This is a genomic window from Runella limosa DSM 17973, assembly GCF_000482465.1.
GTDB classification, from domain to species: Bacteria; Bacteroidota; Bacteroidia; order Cytophagales; family Spirosomataceae; genus Runella; species Runella limosa.
Genome location: NZ_AXVJ01000042.1, coordinates 96,602 through 111,632, shown reverse-complemented (window position 1 = coordinate 111,632; position 15,031 = coordinate 96,602). Strand labels below are relative to the sequence as shown.

Below are 15,031 nucleotides of genomic sequence, written 5' to 3'. Positions count from 1 at the left end.
GGAATGGTTTTTTCTATTTTTGTCACCATTGGAACTATCTCCTTTCATTTTAAAGTAAATTTTTGGAAATCAACTCTTTACAAATTTAACTATGAAAGAGACTTGTTTACGATCAACTTTTAAAAACTTTAAAACAATTTTACAGTGAAAAACGGACTACTTATTTGGAATGCAGTTTTGACTTTGGCCGTCGTTTTTTTGGGATACCAACACTTCCAACATCACTCTTCGGGGGGAGATAGCAGCAGCACTCCTGATGCCGCAAAAGGCAAAAAAATCGTTTATGTGCAAGCTGATTCGCTTCTCAAAAACTATGATTATTACAAAGACTTTCAAAAAGAGTTTGAAAGTAAAGGCTTTCAGTTGGAAAACGACCTAGCTAACAAAGGACGCACGTTCCAAAATAAAGTGGCTTTCTTCCAACAACGTGCCCAACAAGGAGCTCTTTCGCAAGATCAAGCACAAGCAGCGCAAGCGCAGTTAGGTAAAGAAGAGCAAGACATTACCAAATACCGCGATGAGCAACTTCGTAAGTTGGAAGAAGAACGTTTGAAGAAAACAGAAGAGTTTTATACCAACATCTTCGATTACATCAAAAAATACAACAAAGAAAGTGGCTATGAGTTTGTATTGGGCTACAGCAAAGGTGGCGGTATTTTGTTTGCCGATGCCAGCCTTGACGTAACCAAGAAAATCGTAGAAGGACTTAACAAAGAATACAAAGAAAAAGACGCAGCTAAAGCTAAAAAATAAGCACGTCTTAGGCTTCAACAGCGGCAGCATTTCTTCATCGAAGTGCTGCCGCTTTTTGTTTATACAACAATTTTTGAGGGACAACTGCGTTAATTTTCAAACCATTTACCAATCTTCATTCACCTCTTCGTCGCTTCTTTATGACCCATTACGTTTACTTTTTTCTTAACCAACCCGTCTTAACACGAAATGAAAAAAGTAACCGTACTCCTGACTTTGGTAGGGCTTGCAAGCTGTCAGCGTGAAATTACATCAACGGCCCCCTCGGCTGATTGCCTCGTGACTGCTTCCGCCACCAGCGGCGATATTATTGATGGTGAATACATCATTACGCTCAAAGAGGTTTCCAGCACGTCCAGAACTACTGCCCGAATAGCCGCCGTTTCTGACCAACTGCGGCAGCAATACAACCTTTCCTCAAAAGCTATTCGTACCACCTTCAAAGGACACCGCGAAGGTTTTTTTGCCAGCCTCACCCCAACGGAACTTCATTCCCTCCAAACTGACCCTAGCATAGAGCTCGTTGAGCCCGACCGAAAAATCGGCTTATGTTCTTGTTTAGAAGTAGTAAGTTCGACCTCTGTTACTTGGAACGTCAGAAAAACAGGGTATGGCAATGGAGAGAACTTCCAAGACAAAACCGTCTGGGTCATTGATACGGGCGTTGACCTCGACCATCCTGACCTCAATATCGACACCCAACGCAGTCAATCGTTCATCAGCGGCATCACTACTGCCGAAGATAACAACGGCCATGGCACCCACGTAGCGGGTATTATTGGGGCAAAAAACAACACCTTAGGCGTAATGGGCGTTGCGTCGGGCGCCAAAATAGTGGCGCTCAAAGTACTAGACCAGTTAGGCGAAGGGCGACTGTCGAGCGTAATTTCGGCACTTTCTTACATCCGTCAAAATGGCAAGGCAGGCGACGTCGTCAATATGAGTTTGGGATTAGAGGGTATTTCAACCACCCTCGACCGTGAAGTGCAGGCTGCCGCAAATTTGGGAATTTTGTTTTCCATTGCCGCAGGAAACGACGCCAAGCTTGCCAGCGGTTTCTCGCCCGCGAGACTTAATCACAGCAATATTTTCACGGTATCAGCGGTAGATAGTACGGGACGTTTTGCGAGCTTTTCCAATTATGGCAACGACGCCGTGGATGTCGCCGCCTACGGGGTTCGTATTCTTTCCACCTATTCCAATGGCCGTTATGCCATTCTCTCGGGCACTTCCATGGCGGCACCGCACGTGGCGGGTTTACTTTTAATCAAAGGAGTAAATATCCCGACATCGGGTACGGCCACCAACGACCCCGACGGCACGGCTGACCCCATTGCCAGGGCGGGCAAAACGCAAGTGGCAGTAGCGGTGGTGGACAATTAATCTTCCAAGACGTTGGCGACGAAAGTGGCCTTGAGCAGCAGTAAGCCTAACAAAAAGGTAATCGCCCAGTTAAGGTAAATTCGGTAATAATCTTTGACTTCTTGGTAACGCCGATTTTTAACATTGACTCGTTCCAGTCGGTCAATTTGGCGAAACACTTGTGCAAGCGTGGTATTGTCGGTAGCTCGATAGAAATGGCCATTGGTGGTAGAAGAAATGGTTTTGAGCGTACCTTCGTCGGCTACCGAATGCACCAGCTTTGTTCCTACAGAATCGCGTACAGCTCTGCTAATAAATGGTTTACCAACGGCAATGGTATAAACCCGTATGCCAAAGGCTTTGGCAAGTTGCGCGGCGGTGGTCGGGTCAAGATTCCCTGCGGTGTTTTCGCCGTCGCTCAATAAAATAACAACTTTTGACTTCGCCAGACTTTCCCGCAATCGGTTGATACAAACCGCCAAAGCACTCCCCACGGCCGTTCCAGCCACCGTAATCATGCGGTGATCGACTTCCTCCAAAAAACCATAAATCAGTTCGTAGTCATTGGTAAGCGGACAAAGCGTAAATGCTTCTCCCGCAAACACCACCAACCCCACCCGGTCTTGTAAACGACCGCCAATAAACGATTTGGCAACGCTTTTGGCCGATGCCAAGCGGTTGGGGGGCAAGTCTTTTTCTAACATCGAATCCGAAATATCCAAAGCCAGCATGATGTCTATCACTTCGGCATCTCGTTCGGTCAAAGTGTTGATTAATTGTGGACGCGCAAGTGCTATCAGCAAACAACTTAGGGCAAGAAAACCCGTCAAAGGGAACAAATATCGCAGCGCCACCGACCAGCTTCTGGGCGCATCTTTATCGACAAATGTGATTCCCAGCCGCTGAACCGCCCCTGCATGAAACACATTTCGTAGCCAAAATGCCACGGGAATGGCCAAAATACCGTACAAATAGTACGGATGTGTCCACGAAAATGCGCGTAGTTTTGCCAACGTAAACCACTCCAAAGAAAGCCAGTCCCACATAATATATCCAAAGAAAGGGTTAGTCTTTCACTTCCTCGTAGTCCACATATTCACCGCCGTCGAAACGCGATGTGTCCGAATTTGAAGGTTTTTTCTCTACCCTAATCTCTCCCTCACGACGTTGTTGGGCCGTTGGGGTATTTTTACGTTGTTCTTTGACCAACTGACGCCCCACCAACAACCAAAACATAAAGCGGCGAAACGCGGGGACAAAAGCCACCAACATAATGAAGATGAGGATGATATTAAAAAGTATTTTCATTGCGCTATTTTTTTATTCATTCATGACAAAAACGCAGGAACAAGGATTAAATTGGCGATGTTCCTAGGAAACAAAACAACCAAAGCCAACAACCCCTTCCATTATGGCACTGTAAAATTAGCAAATCCTATCAAGACTATAATAAACTGGTAAAACACATTTCCTACTACAACATTTATGGCCGAAACACTTCATCTTCCGCAAACAACCGACCGCGCTCTTATTTATGAGCACCTTTATCCACAAATTGAAGCCCTTGTGGAAGGAGAAACTGACCTCATTGCCAACCTTGCCAATATTGCGGCAGCGCTCAAAGAAGCATTTCAATTTTTTTGGGTAGGGTTTTATATCTCTAAAAACGGGCAACTGGTACTTGGCCCTTTCCAAGGCCCGATTGCTTGCACCCGCATCCAGTATCATCGAGGCGTTTGTGGTGCTTGTTATACCCGCCGCGAAACCATCATTGTACCCAACGTAGAAGAATTCCCTGGGCACATTGCGTGCAGTTCGGCCTCAAAATCAGAAATTGTTTTACCCGTTTTTGATGTGAACGGCGAAGTAGCGATGGTGCTTGATGTTGACAGCGATCAACTCAATGATTTTTCAGAAGTGGACGCCAAAGGCTTGGAAAAAATCACCGCGCTGATTGGCCGCCTTATGGCCGCTGCTGTGGTTTAAGCTCTTTGATTTCAAACTGAAGCGAAAGCTCGTTCATGCACTTAAAATGTCCTTTGGGGCAACGTTTATTGCCAATTTTAGAGCACGGACGACAATCCAATTGGCGGTTTTCCAGAATCACAAAGTTGGTTTGGTAAGGATACATTCCAAACTCGGGTACGGTATTTCCCCAAATCGAATACACTTTTTTCTTGAAAGCCGCCGCCACGTGCATCAGACCTGTATCATGGCTAAAAACCAGTTTCGATTGCTGCACTAGCGACGCCGACTGGTTGAAATTGCATTTGCCGCACGCATTATAGACCCGTTCTTTTCCCAACGCCTGCTCAATCGCTTCTCCATTTTCGGCATCTTCTTTTCCCCCTAACAACACAATCGGATAATTAATTTTTTGACAGAGCTCAATCATCCGCACCAGCGGCAGTTTTTTGGTCTCGTGTTGCCCACCGATGGCGTAGGCGACATAGCCATTTTGGTGCGTGATAGGCAACCAATCGGGTTCAATGATGTCTTTGTAAGGAATAAAGTAATCAAGCCCTCGGTCATCGTTGACGACCCCCAACTTGCGAGTGGCATCAAGGTACCGATCGACAATGTGGACATTGGGCATGGCCTTCACCTTGAGGTTGACAAACAGCCATTTTTCCCAGTTTAACTTATTAAAACTATACGATTCGACTCCCAACGCCGTTTTTAATTGGAGGGTACGGAGGTTATTGTGCAAGTCGATGACCACATCAAACTTCTCTTGCCGCAGCTTCCCGATAAGCCCCCAAAGGCTTTCTTCTAGCACGTGAATTTTGTCAATGTAGGGATTATCGGCAATCAAAAACCGATACGAAGCCTTGGTTACGTAATGGAGTTCAATATCAGGACGTTGCGTTTTGAGGCATCGTACCACGGGCGTCGTCAGCACAATGTCACCAATGGAAGAAAACCGAATCACCAAGACTTTTAATGGCATGAACGTATAGGGTTCGTAGAAACTTGACTTTTACTACAAAACTAACTAATTTTACTAAAAAACAGCCTTCCGAATTATGTTAGATAAACTTTTTGACATCAAAAACGACCGCCGTTTGAGCGTCTATTTATACCGTACAGGTTTTGGTCTGTGGCTTCTTTACATTTTGTTGGGAGCAAGTTTTCTCCACGAATTTGTGGCGTACCGCATCCACTGCGCCGTCATGTGTGGATTTTTCATGATTTTTGGTCTCTCCGCGTCCATGTATTACGACTACTACCACCACCACCAAGAATTTGAACAAAAGAAGAAGTGGCTCATCATCAGCTATCTCATCTTGTTTGGACTGCTCTATTTCTTTGTTTTCAAAGACAAGGCTTTTTCGCTAAATCTGTTTTAAGCATTATTTCATCACGTTGGTGATTTCATTGAGTTTTTCGAGCTTATCCTGAAAATCGCCTTTGAGTTTATTTCTAATTTGTTGCAAGTTATCCAGCGTTGCTTGCAGCGAATCGGGCAAAATCTCTTCTAACACCTCTCGAAAGCGTTTGGCGAAGGTCGGCGATTTCCCATTGGTCGAAATCGCAATCTTTAAATCACCCTTTTTTACGACCGAACTCAAATAAAAATCACACAACTCGGGCGTATCGGCTACGTTGACCAAAGTTTTACGGGCTTTGCAATCCTGCTGTACTTGGTGATTGACTGTTTTGTCGTTGGTGCCGACAATCACAATATCGCGACCTTCCAAAAAATGCGGTTCGTAACGAGCATAAATCAATTCAACGCTGGGGTGCGAAGCCGCCAATTCTTTAATTTCTTCGCGGATTTCGGGGGCAATGAGCGTTACTTGCGTTTGGGGAGAATTGGCCAACACGGCCGTTAGTTTTTCCAACCCCACGTACCCACCACCTACGATGAGTACGTGAAGTTGTTCTAATTTCAAAAAAATAGGAAAAAGCGTATTCACGAGTTTGTTGTTTTAGGTTGCTCTTTTGAAACAACCTTTTCCTTTGATATTGTTCATTCGTTATTTAACTCTTGTCCAATTATCGGTGCGCCCGATGAGCGACACGCCAATAAACCCTCTTACGTCGAGCTGATTAGCACTTACCAATTTCATTTTACAACTGTACTCTTTTCCGTTTTCAGGGTCATATATCTTACCGCCTTCCCACACGTTGTTGCCATCATAAGCAAAGTTGTTCAAATTAATCATGCCCAAAATCGGGCGCGATTTCTTTGCGGCGTCTGGGTTATTTTTGTCCAACTTGGGTTTGCCCGTAGCTTCATCGTTGGGTTCTTTGAGCCAAATAATTTTACCAAAATACTTGTCACCTTGTTTATAGATTTGGACGTGCCCCTTTTTAGACCCCGTCAACCACGTTCCTAAACAAGCATCTGGATTTCCTTGTGCGAAGAGTTGAAGCGACAAAAATGTCATGAAAAGCACTACTTTTACTTTTTTCATTTCGAGTTTGGATTTTAGTTTGAATAACGAACGCAAGTTCTTCGGTTTTTATTACAGATACAACCACCGACTCAAAATATTGTTATACAAAGCTTTTGTAGTATTTTTTTATTTATGACTTCTGACATAAGCGCTATTTTTACCCAACTTGGGGGAGAATTTATTACGCCAGTTTCTGAATTGGCCGAAAAACTATCGTCGGTCAAAGCCTTTATTTTTGACTGGGACGGCGTCTTTAACGACGGCACCAAAAACGAACAAGGCAGCAGCAATTTTAGCGAAGTTGACTCCATGGGAACCAACCTCTTGCGTTTTGGCTGGTGGCTTTCGCAAACGTCTATGCCTTACACGGCGGTCATTTCGGGTGAGCGAAATTTGCTGTCGTTTCAGCTTGTGCAACGAGAACATTACCATGCTTGTTATTTTCGGATAAAACATAAAATCGAAGCACTCGAACATTTTATGAGCAGCCGAGGACTGAAAGCCAGCGAAGTAGCTTTCTTTTTTGACGATGCCCTCGACTTGTCCATCGCCGAGCAATGCGGCGTTCGGATTTTGATACGCCACAAAGGCAACCCACTTTTTCAGCAGTACGTCATCAAAAACAAGCTTGTTGATTATATTACAGCCCAAGACGGCGGAAATTTTGCTGTGCGCGAAGGTTGTGAGTTGATGCTTGGCTTACAGGGAGTTCACGACCAAACCATCGACGAACGGTTGCGGTTTTATCCTCATTACAACAATTACCTCACCGAGCGACAAGCCATTCAAAGTCAGTTTTTTACCCTTGTCAACGGCCAATTTGAACCCCAGTCCGTCTAACTTTCACAACGTTTTACCTAACTTTGTCAAAGTTTAGCACTCCGACAACGCGTAGCATGGATTTACAAAACAATAGACTCAAAACAGGAGATGGCGGGGTGATTGTCACCAGCGTCGAAGACTTGCTCAATTGGTCGCGACTTTCGTCGCTCTGGCCGATGGGATTTGGATTGGCCTGTTGTGCCATCGAAATGATGGCCTCGTACGCGTCCAACTACGACCTTGAGCGTTTCGGGATTTTTCCACGACCTTCGCCTCGCCAGTCGGACGTGATGATTGTGGCAGGAACCGTAACCTTCAAAATGGCCGACCGTATCCGACGCCTTTATGAGCAAATGCCAGAGCCTCGCTACGTGATTTCGATGGGAAGCTGCTCCAACTGCGGCGGGCCTTATTGGGAACACGGCTACCACGTTGTGAAAGGAGTAGATAGAATTATCCCCGTGGATGTCTATGTGCCAGGCTGCCCACCGCGCCCCGAGGCATTGATTGGTGGGTTTTTGAAATTACAGGAAAAAATTAGCAACGAACACCCGCTCGCACCTACGCTTTTGCTCGAAATAGAAAAAGAAAACGTGTAGCCTAATTGAGCCATCTCTCCATGATATTTTCAGAAATAACGCAGGTACTGACCGAACAATTTGGGATAGATTCGTTTTCGGTCGTCAACCAAAAAGCCAACCAACCCATTCTGCAAATTCAGGCAAACCAGTTGTTGGAGTTGTGTCAGTTTTTGGCCAACGACGAACGCCTGTTTTTTGATTACTTGGCTTGTATTACGGGCATCGACAATGGCCCTACGGCCAACACGATGGAAGTGATTTATCATTTGACGTCGATTCCGTACGAGCATAATTTAGCCATCAAAGTCATCGTTGAGCGCCCTGCTGATGGCACACCGCCCAAGGTCCCTTCGGTATCCTCCATTTGGCGAACGGCCGATTGGCACGAGCGGGAAACGTACGATTTGGTAGGAATTTTCTTTGAGAACCACCCCGACTTGCGGCGCATTCTACTTCCCAACGATTGGCATGGGCACCCGCTTCGGAAGGACTACCAAGCGCAAGAATTCTATCATGGCATAAAAGTAATTTATTGATTATCAAGGCTTAAAAAAAACTTCTTGACATATTCAAAAAAAATACTATCCTTCGCAACAATTTCCAGCCCAAAAACGTTGGATTTTCACGATTCGACTGGATAATTAACCTATTTTAGAACCAATAAAAGGAAGAGAGTATGTATTGGACATTGGAACTAGCCTCCTATTTAGAAGACGCGCCTTGGCCCGCTACAAAAGATGAACTAATTGACTTTGCTATTCGCACAGGAGCACCGTTAGAAGTAGTCGAAAACCTTCAAGAACTTGAAGACGATGGCCAACCCTACGAAAGTATCGAGGAGATTTGGCCAGATTACCCTACCAAAGACGACTTCTTCTTCAACGAAGACGAATACTGATCTATTTCTCTGTAGTCTTCAGTTAAAGAGCGACTTTGCTGACCCTCTCTTTTGCCTTGTTTTGATAAGGCCGAAGAGAGGGTTTCCCTTTTTTCTATACCATTTATCAAAAAAATATGAAACAATCAATCAATCCTCGTTTTACCACCCTCCTGTGCTTCATTCTTGTCCTTGCTTTGATTCGCATTATCAACGTAGCACAGCCTTCAGCCATCGCCAACTTCACGCCCATTGGAGCCATGGGGCTATTTGCGGGTGCTTATTTTTCGCAACGCGGGAAAGCCTTGTTTTTCCCTCTTCTGACGCTCTTTATCAGCGATATGGTCATCAATAACGTGATTTATGGCGGCCAATATGGTTTTATTTACGACGGCTGGTATTGGGTATATGGCATTTTTGCGTTGGTTGTCCTCCTTGGCAACGTACTTTTAAAAAAGGTAAGCCTCAAAAACATTGTCGTGGCCAGCATTGCGGCAGCCGTCACTCATTGGGTTTTATCTGATTTTACGGTCTGGTTAAGCGGCGGCACAGACATTCGCACGCAGCTCCCCCTCAGTCGCGACTGGGCTGGGCTACAACAAGCATTGGCACAAGGTTTTCCTTTCATGCGCAATTTCCTAGCAGGTACGCTTGCCTACAGTGCGCTTTTCTTTGGAAGCTTTGAATTACTCAAAGTTCGTTTTCCACAATTATCAGTGGTTAAATGAAGCACAAAACCCTCATGAACTGGTCGGGAGGCAAAGATTCTGCTTTGTCTCTTTATCACGTTTTGCAACAGCCCACCATGCAAGTAACGCAGCTATTGACGACCGTCAATGAGGCGTATGGGCGGGTGTCGATGCACGGTGTGCGAGCAGAACTTCTTGACCAACAAGCGCAGGCGATAGGGCTACCGCTCGTCAAGCTTCGGCTGCCCGAAACCGTTTCGATGGAAGAATACCACCACCTTATGGCTGAGACATTGACGCCTTTGGTAGCATCGGGCATCACGCATTCAGTCTTTGGTGATATTTTTTTGGAAGACCTTCGGCAACACCGCGAAGAACGATTGCGACCTCTGGGGTTAACGGGCGTTTTTCCCTTGTGGAAACGGGCTTCGCTCGAATTATTAGGTGAATTTTGGGCAAACGGTTTTCAAACTATCGTCGTGAGTATCAATGGCGATGTGCTCGACAAATCGTTTTGCGGACGGGTATTGGATGCCGATTTTGTCAAAGATTTACCTTCACACATCGACCCTTGCGGCGAAAATGGAGAGTTTCATACCTTTGTTTTTGACGCCCCTTATTTTTCAGAACCAATCCGTTTTCAAATCGAAGAAACGGTCGAAAAAACCTACCATTATACCACCGCCGAAGGCTCCGCCATCACGACTACTTATTTTTTTACCGACTTAGTTCCCCTAATGCCTATTCAGTAGCCAAGAAAAAACCTTATTTTTGTCTTCTGAAAAGTCTTATTTCACAAACAGACGAAGATTGTGCCAATAAAAAAGCCCACTACAGGAAAACTTTTGATTGCAGAACCCTTCTTAGGCGACTCCAATTTTGAGCGAAGTGTTGTGTTTATGTGCGAGCACAACGAGCAAGGTACGTTTGGGCTAGTTCTTAATCAAACCACCAATTTGAGCTTAAACGACGTTTTGCGCGAGCCCGTTGTCAACAACCTTCCGTTGTACTTAGGTGGCCCCGTCGAGCAAAACACCTTGCATTTTTTACACCAACTCCCGTTTATTGAAGACGCCATTCCTGTAGGCGGAAACTGTTTCTGGAGTGGTGATTTTGAACAAATTGTAAGCCTTCTCAACGTTGGCAAAATAACCGAGCAAGATATACGTTTTTTCATTGGGTATTCAGGCTGGTCGGGAGGACAACTGGAGGAAGAAATCAACCAAAATGCGTGGATTGTTGCCGATGCAGATCCATCATTTTTATTTGACACTCCTTCCGAACAGCTGTGGAGAGCAGTTTTGAGACGAATGGGAGGCGAGTATAGGGTCAAATCACATTATCCAACCGACCCTAGCTTGAATTAGAAGACTATTTAATAACTATCACAATGAATTTGAGACACAAATTATTACTTTTTTTCGCATTTTTAACCTTCGGTGCTTCAGCCCAAACGCTCTATCTTAAACCACATTTTGGGGTAAAGGCAGGCTTGAACATTGCGCGAAGTACCTATTCTCCAAACTTTATTTACAGCCTCAAACGCCAATCACACCCTAATTTGGGCGTATTTTTTCGTTATCGTACACCCGATAGAAAATGGGTTTTCCAGCCCGAAGTACAACTTTCTGTACGCGGTGGAACATTCAAGGGGGAGTTTCAGGTAGTTCGCAACAACTTTAACTACGGAAGTTTTGTGCCAACGGTAGGCTACACCATCACCGAAGGTCTTACGTTGGAAGTAGCCCCCGAAATCAGCTACTTGCTTCATAACCCAAACACGATTGTTCCCCTTCGTAAAAACGAATTTAGTTTAGGCTCTGGGCTTCGCTTTGATTTTATGGACATGGCCGAAGACTTTAGCCTCAACCTTCGCTATATACACGGTTTTACCAATATTTCGAGCACCAGCACGGAGTCACTCTACAATCGCACGTTGCAGGTATCGGTCATCTATAACTTCTACAAGAAAAAGTAAGGGTTCTCAATACCTCTCAAAATAAAAATTTGGTTTTTTAAAACACGATTGTACTTTTGTGACATGAATCCAAACGTAAAAAATACAAGCTGGTGGTGGCGTTCTTCTTTTCCGAGATGAACAGATAGCACTATGCTCACTTTTTTACCCAAAAAAGCCCGCTGTTCATCAAACAGCGGGCTTTTTATTTTTATGCACCTCAATCTCAAATGATACATGACAACCACCGACACTACCTTCAAAATCAGTACCCAAAGCAGAAAATTGCTAGGTGACATGCTTACGCCCGTGGGCGTTTATCTCAAACTTCGCGATAAGTTTCCTTACACTGTAATGCTCGAAAGTGCCGAGTATCACGGCATGGAACACGGCTTTAGCGTCATCGCTTGCGACCCCGTTGCTTCTTTTGTCATCGATGAAGACGTTGTTACTCAAGCTTTTCCTGATGGCAGCGAAGAAACGTTCCGCTTGCCTCGTCGCAAACAGGCCATGCAGACGTTGCATGATTTTATTCAACGCTTCGACGCTCCTAAAAACGAACACCCTTTCATCAACGGCGGCTTGTTTGGGCACATTACCTACGATTCGGTGGAGTATTTTGAAGACATTGAGATTCAAGACAAAACCCCTGACAATGCCATTCCGCAGATGGTGTATCGGGTGTATCGGTTTGTGATTGCCTTCAACCACTTCAAAGACGAAGTATATCTTTTTGAACACAATTATGGCGTAACGCGCGACGACGCGAATCATAGCAAGTCGATGGGTATGGACTTAGACTCGCTCGAAATGATTGTAAAAGCGCCTAAAATGGCTACTTTCCGCTTTAAAGCCCAAGAAAGTGAACAGAGCAACGTAACCGACCCCGAAATGGAGGGGATTATCCAACAGTGCATCAACCACTGCTTGCGCGGCGACGTTTTCCAGATTGTTCCTTCTCGCCGATTTAGCAAAAAATTTGAAGGTGACGAGTTCAACGTTTACCGTGCTTTGCGTTCGGTTAATCCCTCGCCTTACTTGTTTTTCTTTGACTTTGGCGGATACAAAGTATTTGGTTCATCACCCGAAAAACAAATCTTCATCAAAAATGGCCACGCCGAAATCCACCCCATTGCGGGTACTTTCCGCCGCACGGGCGACGACGAAAAAGACGCCGAACTGGCCCGTCAACTAGCCGCTGACCCCAAAGAAACGGCCGAGCACGTCATGCTCGTTGACCTTGCTCGCAACGACCTGAGCCGTAGCTGCGACGTGGTAAAAGTAGAAACCTACAAAGAAGCTCAGTTTTTCTCGCACGTCATTCACCTTGTTTCAAAAGTAACAGGCAAGATGAGTGAAGGGGTAAATCCGCTTCAGCTTGTGGCAGATACCTTCCCCGCAGGAACGCTTTCGGGCGCTCCCAAACACAACGCCATGACCATCATCAACCGCCTCGAACGTACCAATCGTAGCATTTATGGCGGCGCACTTGGGCATATTAGTTTCAACGGAGACTTCAATCACTGCATTACGATTCGTACATTTTTGAGTAAAAACAATACTTTGTTTTACCAAGCTGGCATGGGAGTTGTGGCCAAGTCAAATATTGCCTCTGAAATGCAAGAAGTGAATAACAAACTAGCCGCCTTGAGAAAGGCAATTGAGTTTGCTAATGAATTGTAAAAAAGCTTAATGTAACTTTTTTACAAAGTTTAACTATCTTTGTTTCATTTCTTACGTATATATTTTGTAGAATCAAAATAACAACGAGAATGTGTAACTGTTTACGATTTATGAGGGGTTTATTGGTTTTGTTGGCGGTACTTTGCACTCAACTTTCGTTTGGGCAGGGGTTTGTTGACCTAACGTCGGAATCAGAAACAACCAAATGGCTTCCCGACGGGTCATTGTCACAAACCTTTACGAACTTAGGTACACCTCCCGTAACCGTAACAGCCAACATTCAAGGATCAACCAACCGTTTTAATAACAACACCCCACGTAGTGACTCGCGGGGACTGTGGTTGAGTATGAATCTCGGAAGCCGTACGCAGGTCGTTACGATTTCTTTCACTTTTAGCGACCCCGTCACAAATTTATCGTTTGCATTATTGGGAATCGACCGCGAGTTGAGCTTTAGTAACTACCAAGATCGCGTGGCAATCGAAGCTTACGATGACAAAAACACGGGGGTTGTACCCACAATTACGTACAATCCCAGTACAGCTTATTTGTCCAACGGGACTGCCGCGCACATTAAAGTATTGTCTGGTTTCAATGCCGACCCCTTAGACACCACCCGCGCAACGGTCTCTTTTCGTAATAGCGGCGTAAAACGTTTTACACTCACTTATGGCAGTGGAAGTGACGCAAGAAATGGTGCACTTAGTACCCAAAGTATTTTCTTGTCAAGTCTATCGTGGTCAAATATTGTCCCTGTTCAATTGATGTATTTTCGGGGAAAAGCAGAAGCTGAACGCGTACGACTTTCGTGGGCAACGGCGCTCGAAATCAACAGTAGCCATTTTAACGTGGAGCGGAGTACCGATTTAAAAGAATTTGCTACGATTGGGAAACTTACCTCCGCAGGCGACTCTCGTCAATTGATTAATTACAGCTTTTTGGACGAAGCACCGCTCCCTGGCGTCAATTATTACCGACTCAAGCAGGTGGACAAAGACGGCACGTCGGACTATTCAAAAATTATCGCTGTTAGCCCTCAGGCCGAGGCAACGCAGTTTGTCATTTATCCCAACCCATCGGATGGCAGCAGTGTACGCCTACAGTTTGATAATCTTGAGCTTGACCGTTTGCGACTGATAACGATGTTGGGACAAGAAATTCCGTTTGATATTCAGGCAACTTCTAACAATAGCCTTACAATTAGGCCCCATAAAACCCTTGAGAATGGGCTTTATTTTATGACGTACCAAACGCCAGACCGAGGTCGTGTTTCTCAAAAATTATGGGTTACTCGCTAGCTAACATCTCGAAAGTTTTGAACTTTCGAGATGTTTTATTTCCCTCTTTTACATAAACTCCCGCTGAATTTCATCCTTGACAAACTTGAGCGCCAATGCCGTTGGGTTTCGGTTTTCTTGAACGATTTTTTCAAAGATTTTTTTCGACAAATCAATCGGCGCGGCGTCAGGTTTTACTTCTGCGGCGGCTTGGTTAATGAGCGTAATTACTTCTTGTTGTGCCGAACGCACATGCTCCCACGCATCGTGACTCATATAAACCTGTTGCGATAGGTTATGGTTAAATTCTTCTCGAACCTCGTGCAAAAGAATTTGTTGAAATTCAATGGCTTGCGTAGCTACTCCATTGGTACGAATGAGTAGATTGTTGGGCGTAATTCGCTCCAAAAACAAACACATTCGTTCGTATGCTTGCAAACGAATCGGCAACGCAATTTCTACGTTTTTACGCTGTAACTCTACTTCTTTTTCGGTCAATTGTTTTTTCAAAAATGCCGTTACAGTTAGGTACATAGCGTACAAAACAAGTGAGGAGGGAAGAATAATTTTCAATAAGTCGGTGACGATTTCCATTGATTTGTTGTTTGATTACCTACACAAGGTTTA

20 protein-coding genes are annotated in these 15,031 nt (G+C 44.9%); 14 read left to right on the top strand and 6 right to left on the bottom strand.

What is annotated here, in order from left to right; all coding sequences use genetic code 11:
• Positions 1–144 precede the first annotated feature (144 nt).
• A complete protein-coding gene (locus K339_RS0103735; RefSeq protein WP_028522416.1) occupies positions 145–753 on the top strand; it encodes an OmpH/Skp family outer membrane protein in 609 nt (202 codons plus the stop codon).
• Positions 754–942: 189 nt separating this feature from the next.
• Positions 943–2,136, top strand: coding sequence for a S8 family serine peptidase (locus K339_RS0103730; protein ID WP_028522415.1), 1,194 nt, complete (start codon positions 943–945; stop codon positions 2,134–2,136).
• Here the strand turns inward: K339_RS0103730 and K339_RS0103725 are convergent.
• Entirely contained in the window at positions 2,133–3,161 is a 1,029-nt protein-coding gene (locus tag K339_RS0103725; protein ID WP_028522414.1) for a VWA domain-containing protein, read from the bottom strand. The two genes, K339_RS0103730 and K339_RS0103725, sit on opposite strands and share 4 nt — an antisense overlap.
• A gap of 19 nt (positions 3,162–3,180) precedes the next feature.
• Entirely contained in the window at positions 3,181–3,423 is a 243-nt protein-coding gene (locus K339_RS0103720) for a hypothetical protein (protein WP_037299148.1), read from the bottom strand.
• A gap of 177 nt (positions 3,424–3,600) precedes the next feature.
• Here K339_RS0103720 and msrC point away from each other — a divergent pair, with 177 nt between their 5' ends.
• Positions 3,601–4,101 carry a free L-methionine (R)-S-oxide reductase MsrC gene (gene msrC, locus K339_RS0103715; protein ID WP_028522412.1) on the top strand — a complete coding sequence of 167 codons (501 nt, stop codon included), beginning with the start codon at positions 3,601–3,603 and terminating at the stop codon, positions 4,099–4,101.
• On the opposite strand, the gene K339_RS0103710 is transcribed toward msrC, so the two are convergent.
• Positions 4,079–5,065 carry a glycosyltransferase family 9 protein gene (locus tag K339_RS0103710; RefSeq protein ID WP_028522411.1) on the bottom strand — a complete coding sequence of 329 codons (987 nt, stop codon included), beginning with the start codon at positions 5,063–5,065 and terminating at the stop codon, positions 4,079–4,081. The genes msrC and K339_RS0103710 overlap by 23 nt on opposite strands.
• Positions 5,066–5,141: 76 nt before the next feature.
• Here K339_RS0103710 and K339_RS0103705 point away from each other — a divergent pair, with 76 nt between their 5' ends.
• Positions 5,142–5,465: a hypothetical protein gene (locus tag K339_RS0103705; protein WP_028522410.1), complete on the top strand. Its 324-nt coding sequence runs from the start codon at positions 5,142–5,144 to the stop codon at positions 5,463–5,465.
• A 3-nt stretch (positions 5,466–5,468) separates the two neighbouring features.
• Here K339_RS0103705 and K339_RS0103700 read toward each other — a convergent pair whose 3' ends face one another.
• Together K339_RS0103700 and K339_RS0103695 are read right to left on the bottom strand one after the other, a co-directional pair.
• The gene (locus K339_RS0103700; RefSeq protein WP_028522409.1) at positions 5,469–6,035 is read right to left on the bottom strand and encodes a precorrin-2 dehydrogenase/sirohydrochlorin ferrochelatase family protein; all 567 of its coding nucleotides are present in this window, start codon (positions 6,033–6,035) and stop codon (positions 5,469–5,471) included.
• 60 nt (positions 6,036–6,095) lie between these two features.
• Entirely contained in the window at positions 6,096–6,536 is a 441-nt protein-coding gene (locus K339_RS0103695) for a DUF2147 domain-containing protein (protein WP_028522408.1), read from the bottom strand.
• Between the two features lie 114 nt (positions 6,537–6,650).
• Here K339_RS0103695 and K339_RS0103690 point away from each other — a divergent pair, with 114 nt between their 5' ends.
• The 10 genes from K339_RS0103690 (at position 6,651) to K339_RS0103640 (ending at position 14,425) form a co-directional block, all read left to right on the top strand.
• On the top strand, positions 6,651–7,358 hold the full coding sequence (locus K339_RS0103690) for a phosphatase (protein ID WP_028522407.1): 708 nt from the start codon (positions 6,651–6,653) through the stop codon (positions 7,356–7,358).
• Positions 7,359–7,414: 56 nt separating this feature from the next.
• Positions 7,415–7,939, top strand: a complete 525-nt coding sequence (gene nuoB / locus K339_RS0103685; protein WP_028522406.1) for an NADH-quinone oxidoreductase subunit NuoB — start codon at positions 7,415–7,417, stop codon at positions 7,937–7,939.
• A 20-nt stretch (positions 7,940–7,959) separates the two neighbouring features.
• On the top strand, positions 7,960–8,457 hold the full coding sequence (locus K339_RS0103680) for an NADH-quinone oxidoreductase subunit C (protein WP_028522405.1): 498 nt from the start codon (positions 7,960–7,962) through the stop codon (positions 8,455–8,457).
• 140 nt (positions 8,458–8,597) lie between these two features.
• Positions 8,598–8,819, top strand: a complete 222-nt coding sequence (locus tag K339_RS0103675; RefSeq protein WP_013927448.1) for a DUF2795 domain-containing protein — start codon at positions 8,598–8,600, stop codon at positions 8,817–8,819.
• A gap of 116 nt (positions 8,820–8,935) precedes the next feature.
• Positions 8,936–9,526, top strand: a complete 591-nt coding sequence (locus K339_RS0103670) for a DUF6580 family putative transport protein (RefSeq protein ID WP_028522404.1) — start codon at positions 8,936–8,938, stop codon at positions 9,524–9,526.
• Complete coding sequence (locus tag K339_RS0103665; RefSeq protein ID WP_037299144.1) at positions 9,523–10,239, top strand: Dph6-related ATP pyrophosphatase; 717 nt, start codon at positions 9,523–9,525, stop codon at positions 10,237–10,239. Before K339_RS0103670 ends, K339_RS0103665 begins: the two co-directional genes overlap by 4 nt.
• A gap of 60 nt (positions 10,240–10,299) precedes the next feature.
• The gene (locus tag K339_RS0103660) at positions 10,300–10,854 is read left to right on the top strand and encodes a YqgE/AlgH family protein (RefSeq protein WP_028522402.1); all 555 of its coding nucleotides are present in this window, start codon (positions 10,300–10,302) and stop codon (positions 10,852–10,854) included.
• A gap of 23 nt (positions 10,855–10,877) precedes the next feature.
• Positions 10,878–11,465, top strand: coding sequence for an outer membrane beta-barrel protein (locus K339_RS0103655; protein ID WP_028522401.1), 588 nt, complete (start codon positions 10,878–10,880; stop codon positions 11,463–11,465).
• Positions 11,466–11,681: 216 nt separating this feature from the next.
• Entirely contained in the window at positions 11,682–13,127 is a 1,446-nt protein-coding gene (locus K339_RS0103645; protein ID WP_028522399.1) for an anthranilate synthase component I family protein, read from the top strand.
• A 110-nt stretch (positions 13,128–13,237) separates the two neighbouring features.
• A complete protein-coding gene (locus tag K339_RS0103640; RefSeq protein WP_028522398.1) occupies positions 13,238–14,425 on the top strand; it encodes a T9SS type A sorting domain-containing protein in 1,188 nt (395 codons plus the stop codon).
• A gap of 48 nt (positions 14,426–14,473) precedes the next feature.
• Here the strand turns inward: K339_RS0103640 and K339_RS0103635 are convergent, their stop codons facing one another.
• Complete coding sequence (locus K339_RS0103635; protein ID WP_028522397.1) at positions 14,474–14,998, bottom strand: DUF7935 family protein; 525 nt, start codon at positions 14,996–14,998, stop codon at positions 14,474–14,476.
• Between the last annotated feature and the right edge of the window lie 33 nt (positions 14,999–15,031).

Excerpts from the sequence above, each read along its gene's own strand:
- K339_RS0103655 (WP_028522401.1), top strand. The coding sequence starts at position 10,878 with ATGAATTTGAGACACAAATTATTACTTTTTTTCGCATTTTTAACCTTC.
- K339_RS0103695 (WP_028522408.1), bottom strand. The coding sequence starts at position 6,536 with ATGAAAAAAGTAAAAGTAGTGCTTTTCATGACATTTTTGTCGCTTCAA.
- nuoB (WP_028522406.1), top strand. The coding sequence starts at position 7,415 with ATGGATTTACAAAACAATAGACTCAAAACAGGAGATGGCGGGGTGATT.
- K339_RS0103670 (WP_028522404.1), top strand. The coding sequence starts at position 8,936 with ATGAAACAATCAATCAATCCTCGTTTTACCACCCTCCTGTGCTTCATT.
- K339_RS0103680 (WP_028522405.1), top strand. The coding sequence starts at position 7,960 with ATGATATTTTCAGAAATAACGCAGGTACTGACCGAACAATTTGGGATA.
- K339_RS0103635 (WP_028522397.1), bottom strand. The coding sequence starts at position 14,998 with ATGGAAATCGTCACCGACTTATTGAAAATTATTCTTCCCTCCTCACTT.
- K339_RS0103640 (WP_028522398.1), top strand. The coding sequence starts at position 13,238 with ATGAGGGGTTTATTGGTTTTGTTGGCGGTACTTTGCACTCAACTTTCG.
- K339_RS0103665 (WP_037299144.1), top strand. The coding sequence starts at position 9,523 with ATGAAGCACAAAACCCTCATGAACTGGTCGGGAGGCAAAGATTCTGCT.
- K339_RS0103710 (WP_028522411.1), bottom strand. The coding sequence starts at position 5,065 with ATGCCATTAAAAGTCTTGGTGATTCGGTTTTCTTCCATTGGTGACATT.
- K339_RS0103730 (WP_028522415.1), top strand. The coding sequence starts at position 943 with ATGAAAAAAGTAACCGTACTCCTGACTTTGGTAGGGCTTGCAAGCTGT.
- K339_RS0103645 (WP_028522399.1), top strand. The coding sequence starts at position 11,682 with ATGACAACCACCGACACTACCTTCAAAATCAGTACCCAAAGCAGAAAA.
- K339_RS0103725 (WP_028522414.1), bottom strand. The coding sequence starts at position 3,161 with ATGTGGGACTGGCTTTCTTTGGAGTGGTTTACGTTGGCAAAACTACGC.
- msrC (WP_028522412.1), top strand. The coding sequence starts at position 3,601 with ATGGCCGAAACACTTCATCTTCCGCAAACAACCGACCGCGCTCTTATT.
- K339_RS0103720 (WP_037299148.1), bottom strand. The coding sequence starts at position 3,423 with ATGAAAATACTTTTTAATATCATCCTCATCTTCATTATGTTGGTGGCT.
- K339_RS0103705 (WP_028522410.1), top strand. The coding sequence starts at position 5,142 with ATGTTAGATAAACTTTTTGACATCAAAAACGACCGCCGTTTGAGCGTC.
- K339_RS0103675 (WP_013927448.1), top strand. The coding sequence starts at position 8,598 with ATGTATTGGACATTGGAACTAGCCTCCTATTTAGAAGACGCGCCTTGG.
- K339_RS0103690 (WP_028522407.1), top strand. The coding sequence starts at position 6,651 with ATGACTTCTGACATAAGCGCTATTTTTACCCAACTTGGGGGAGAATTT.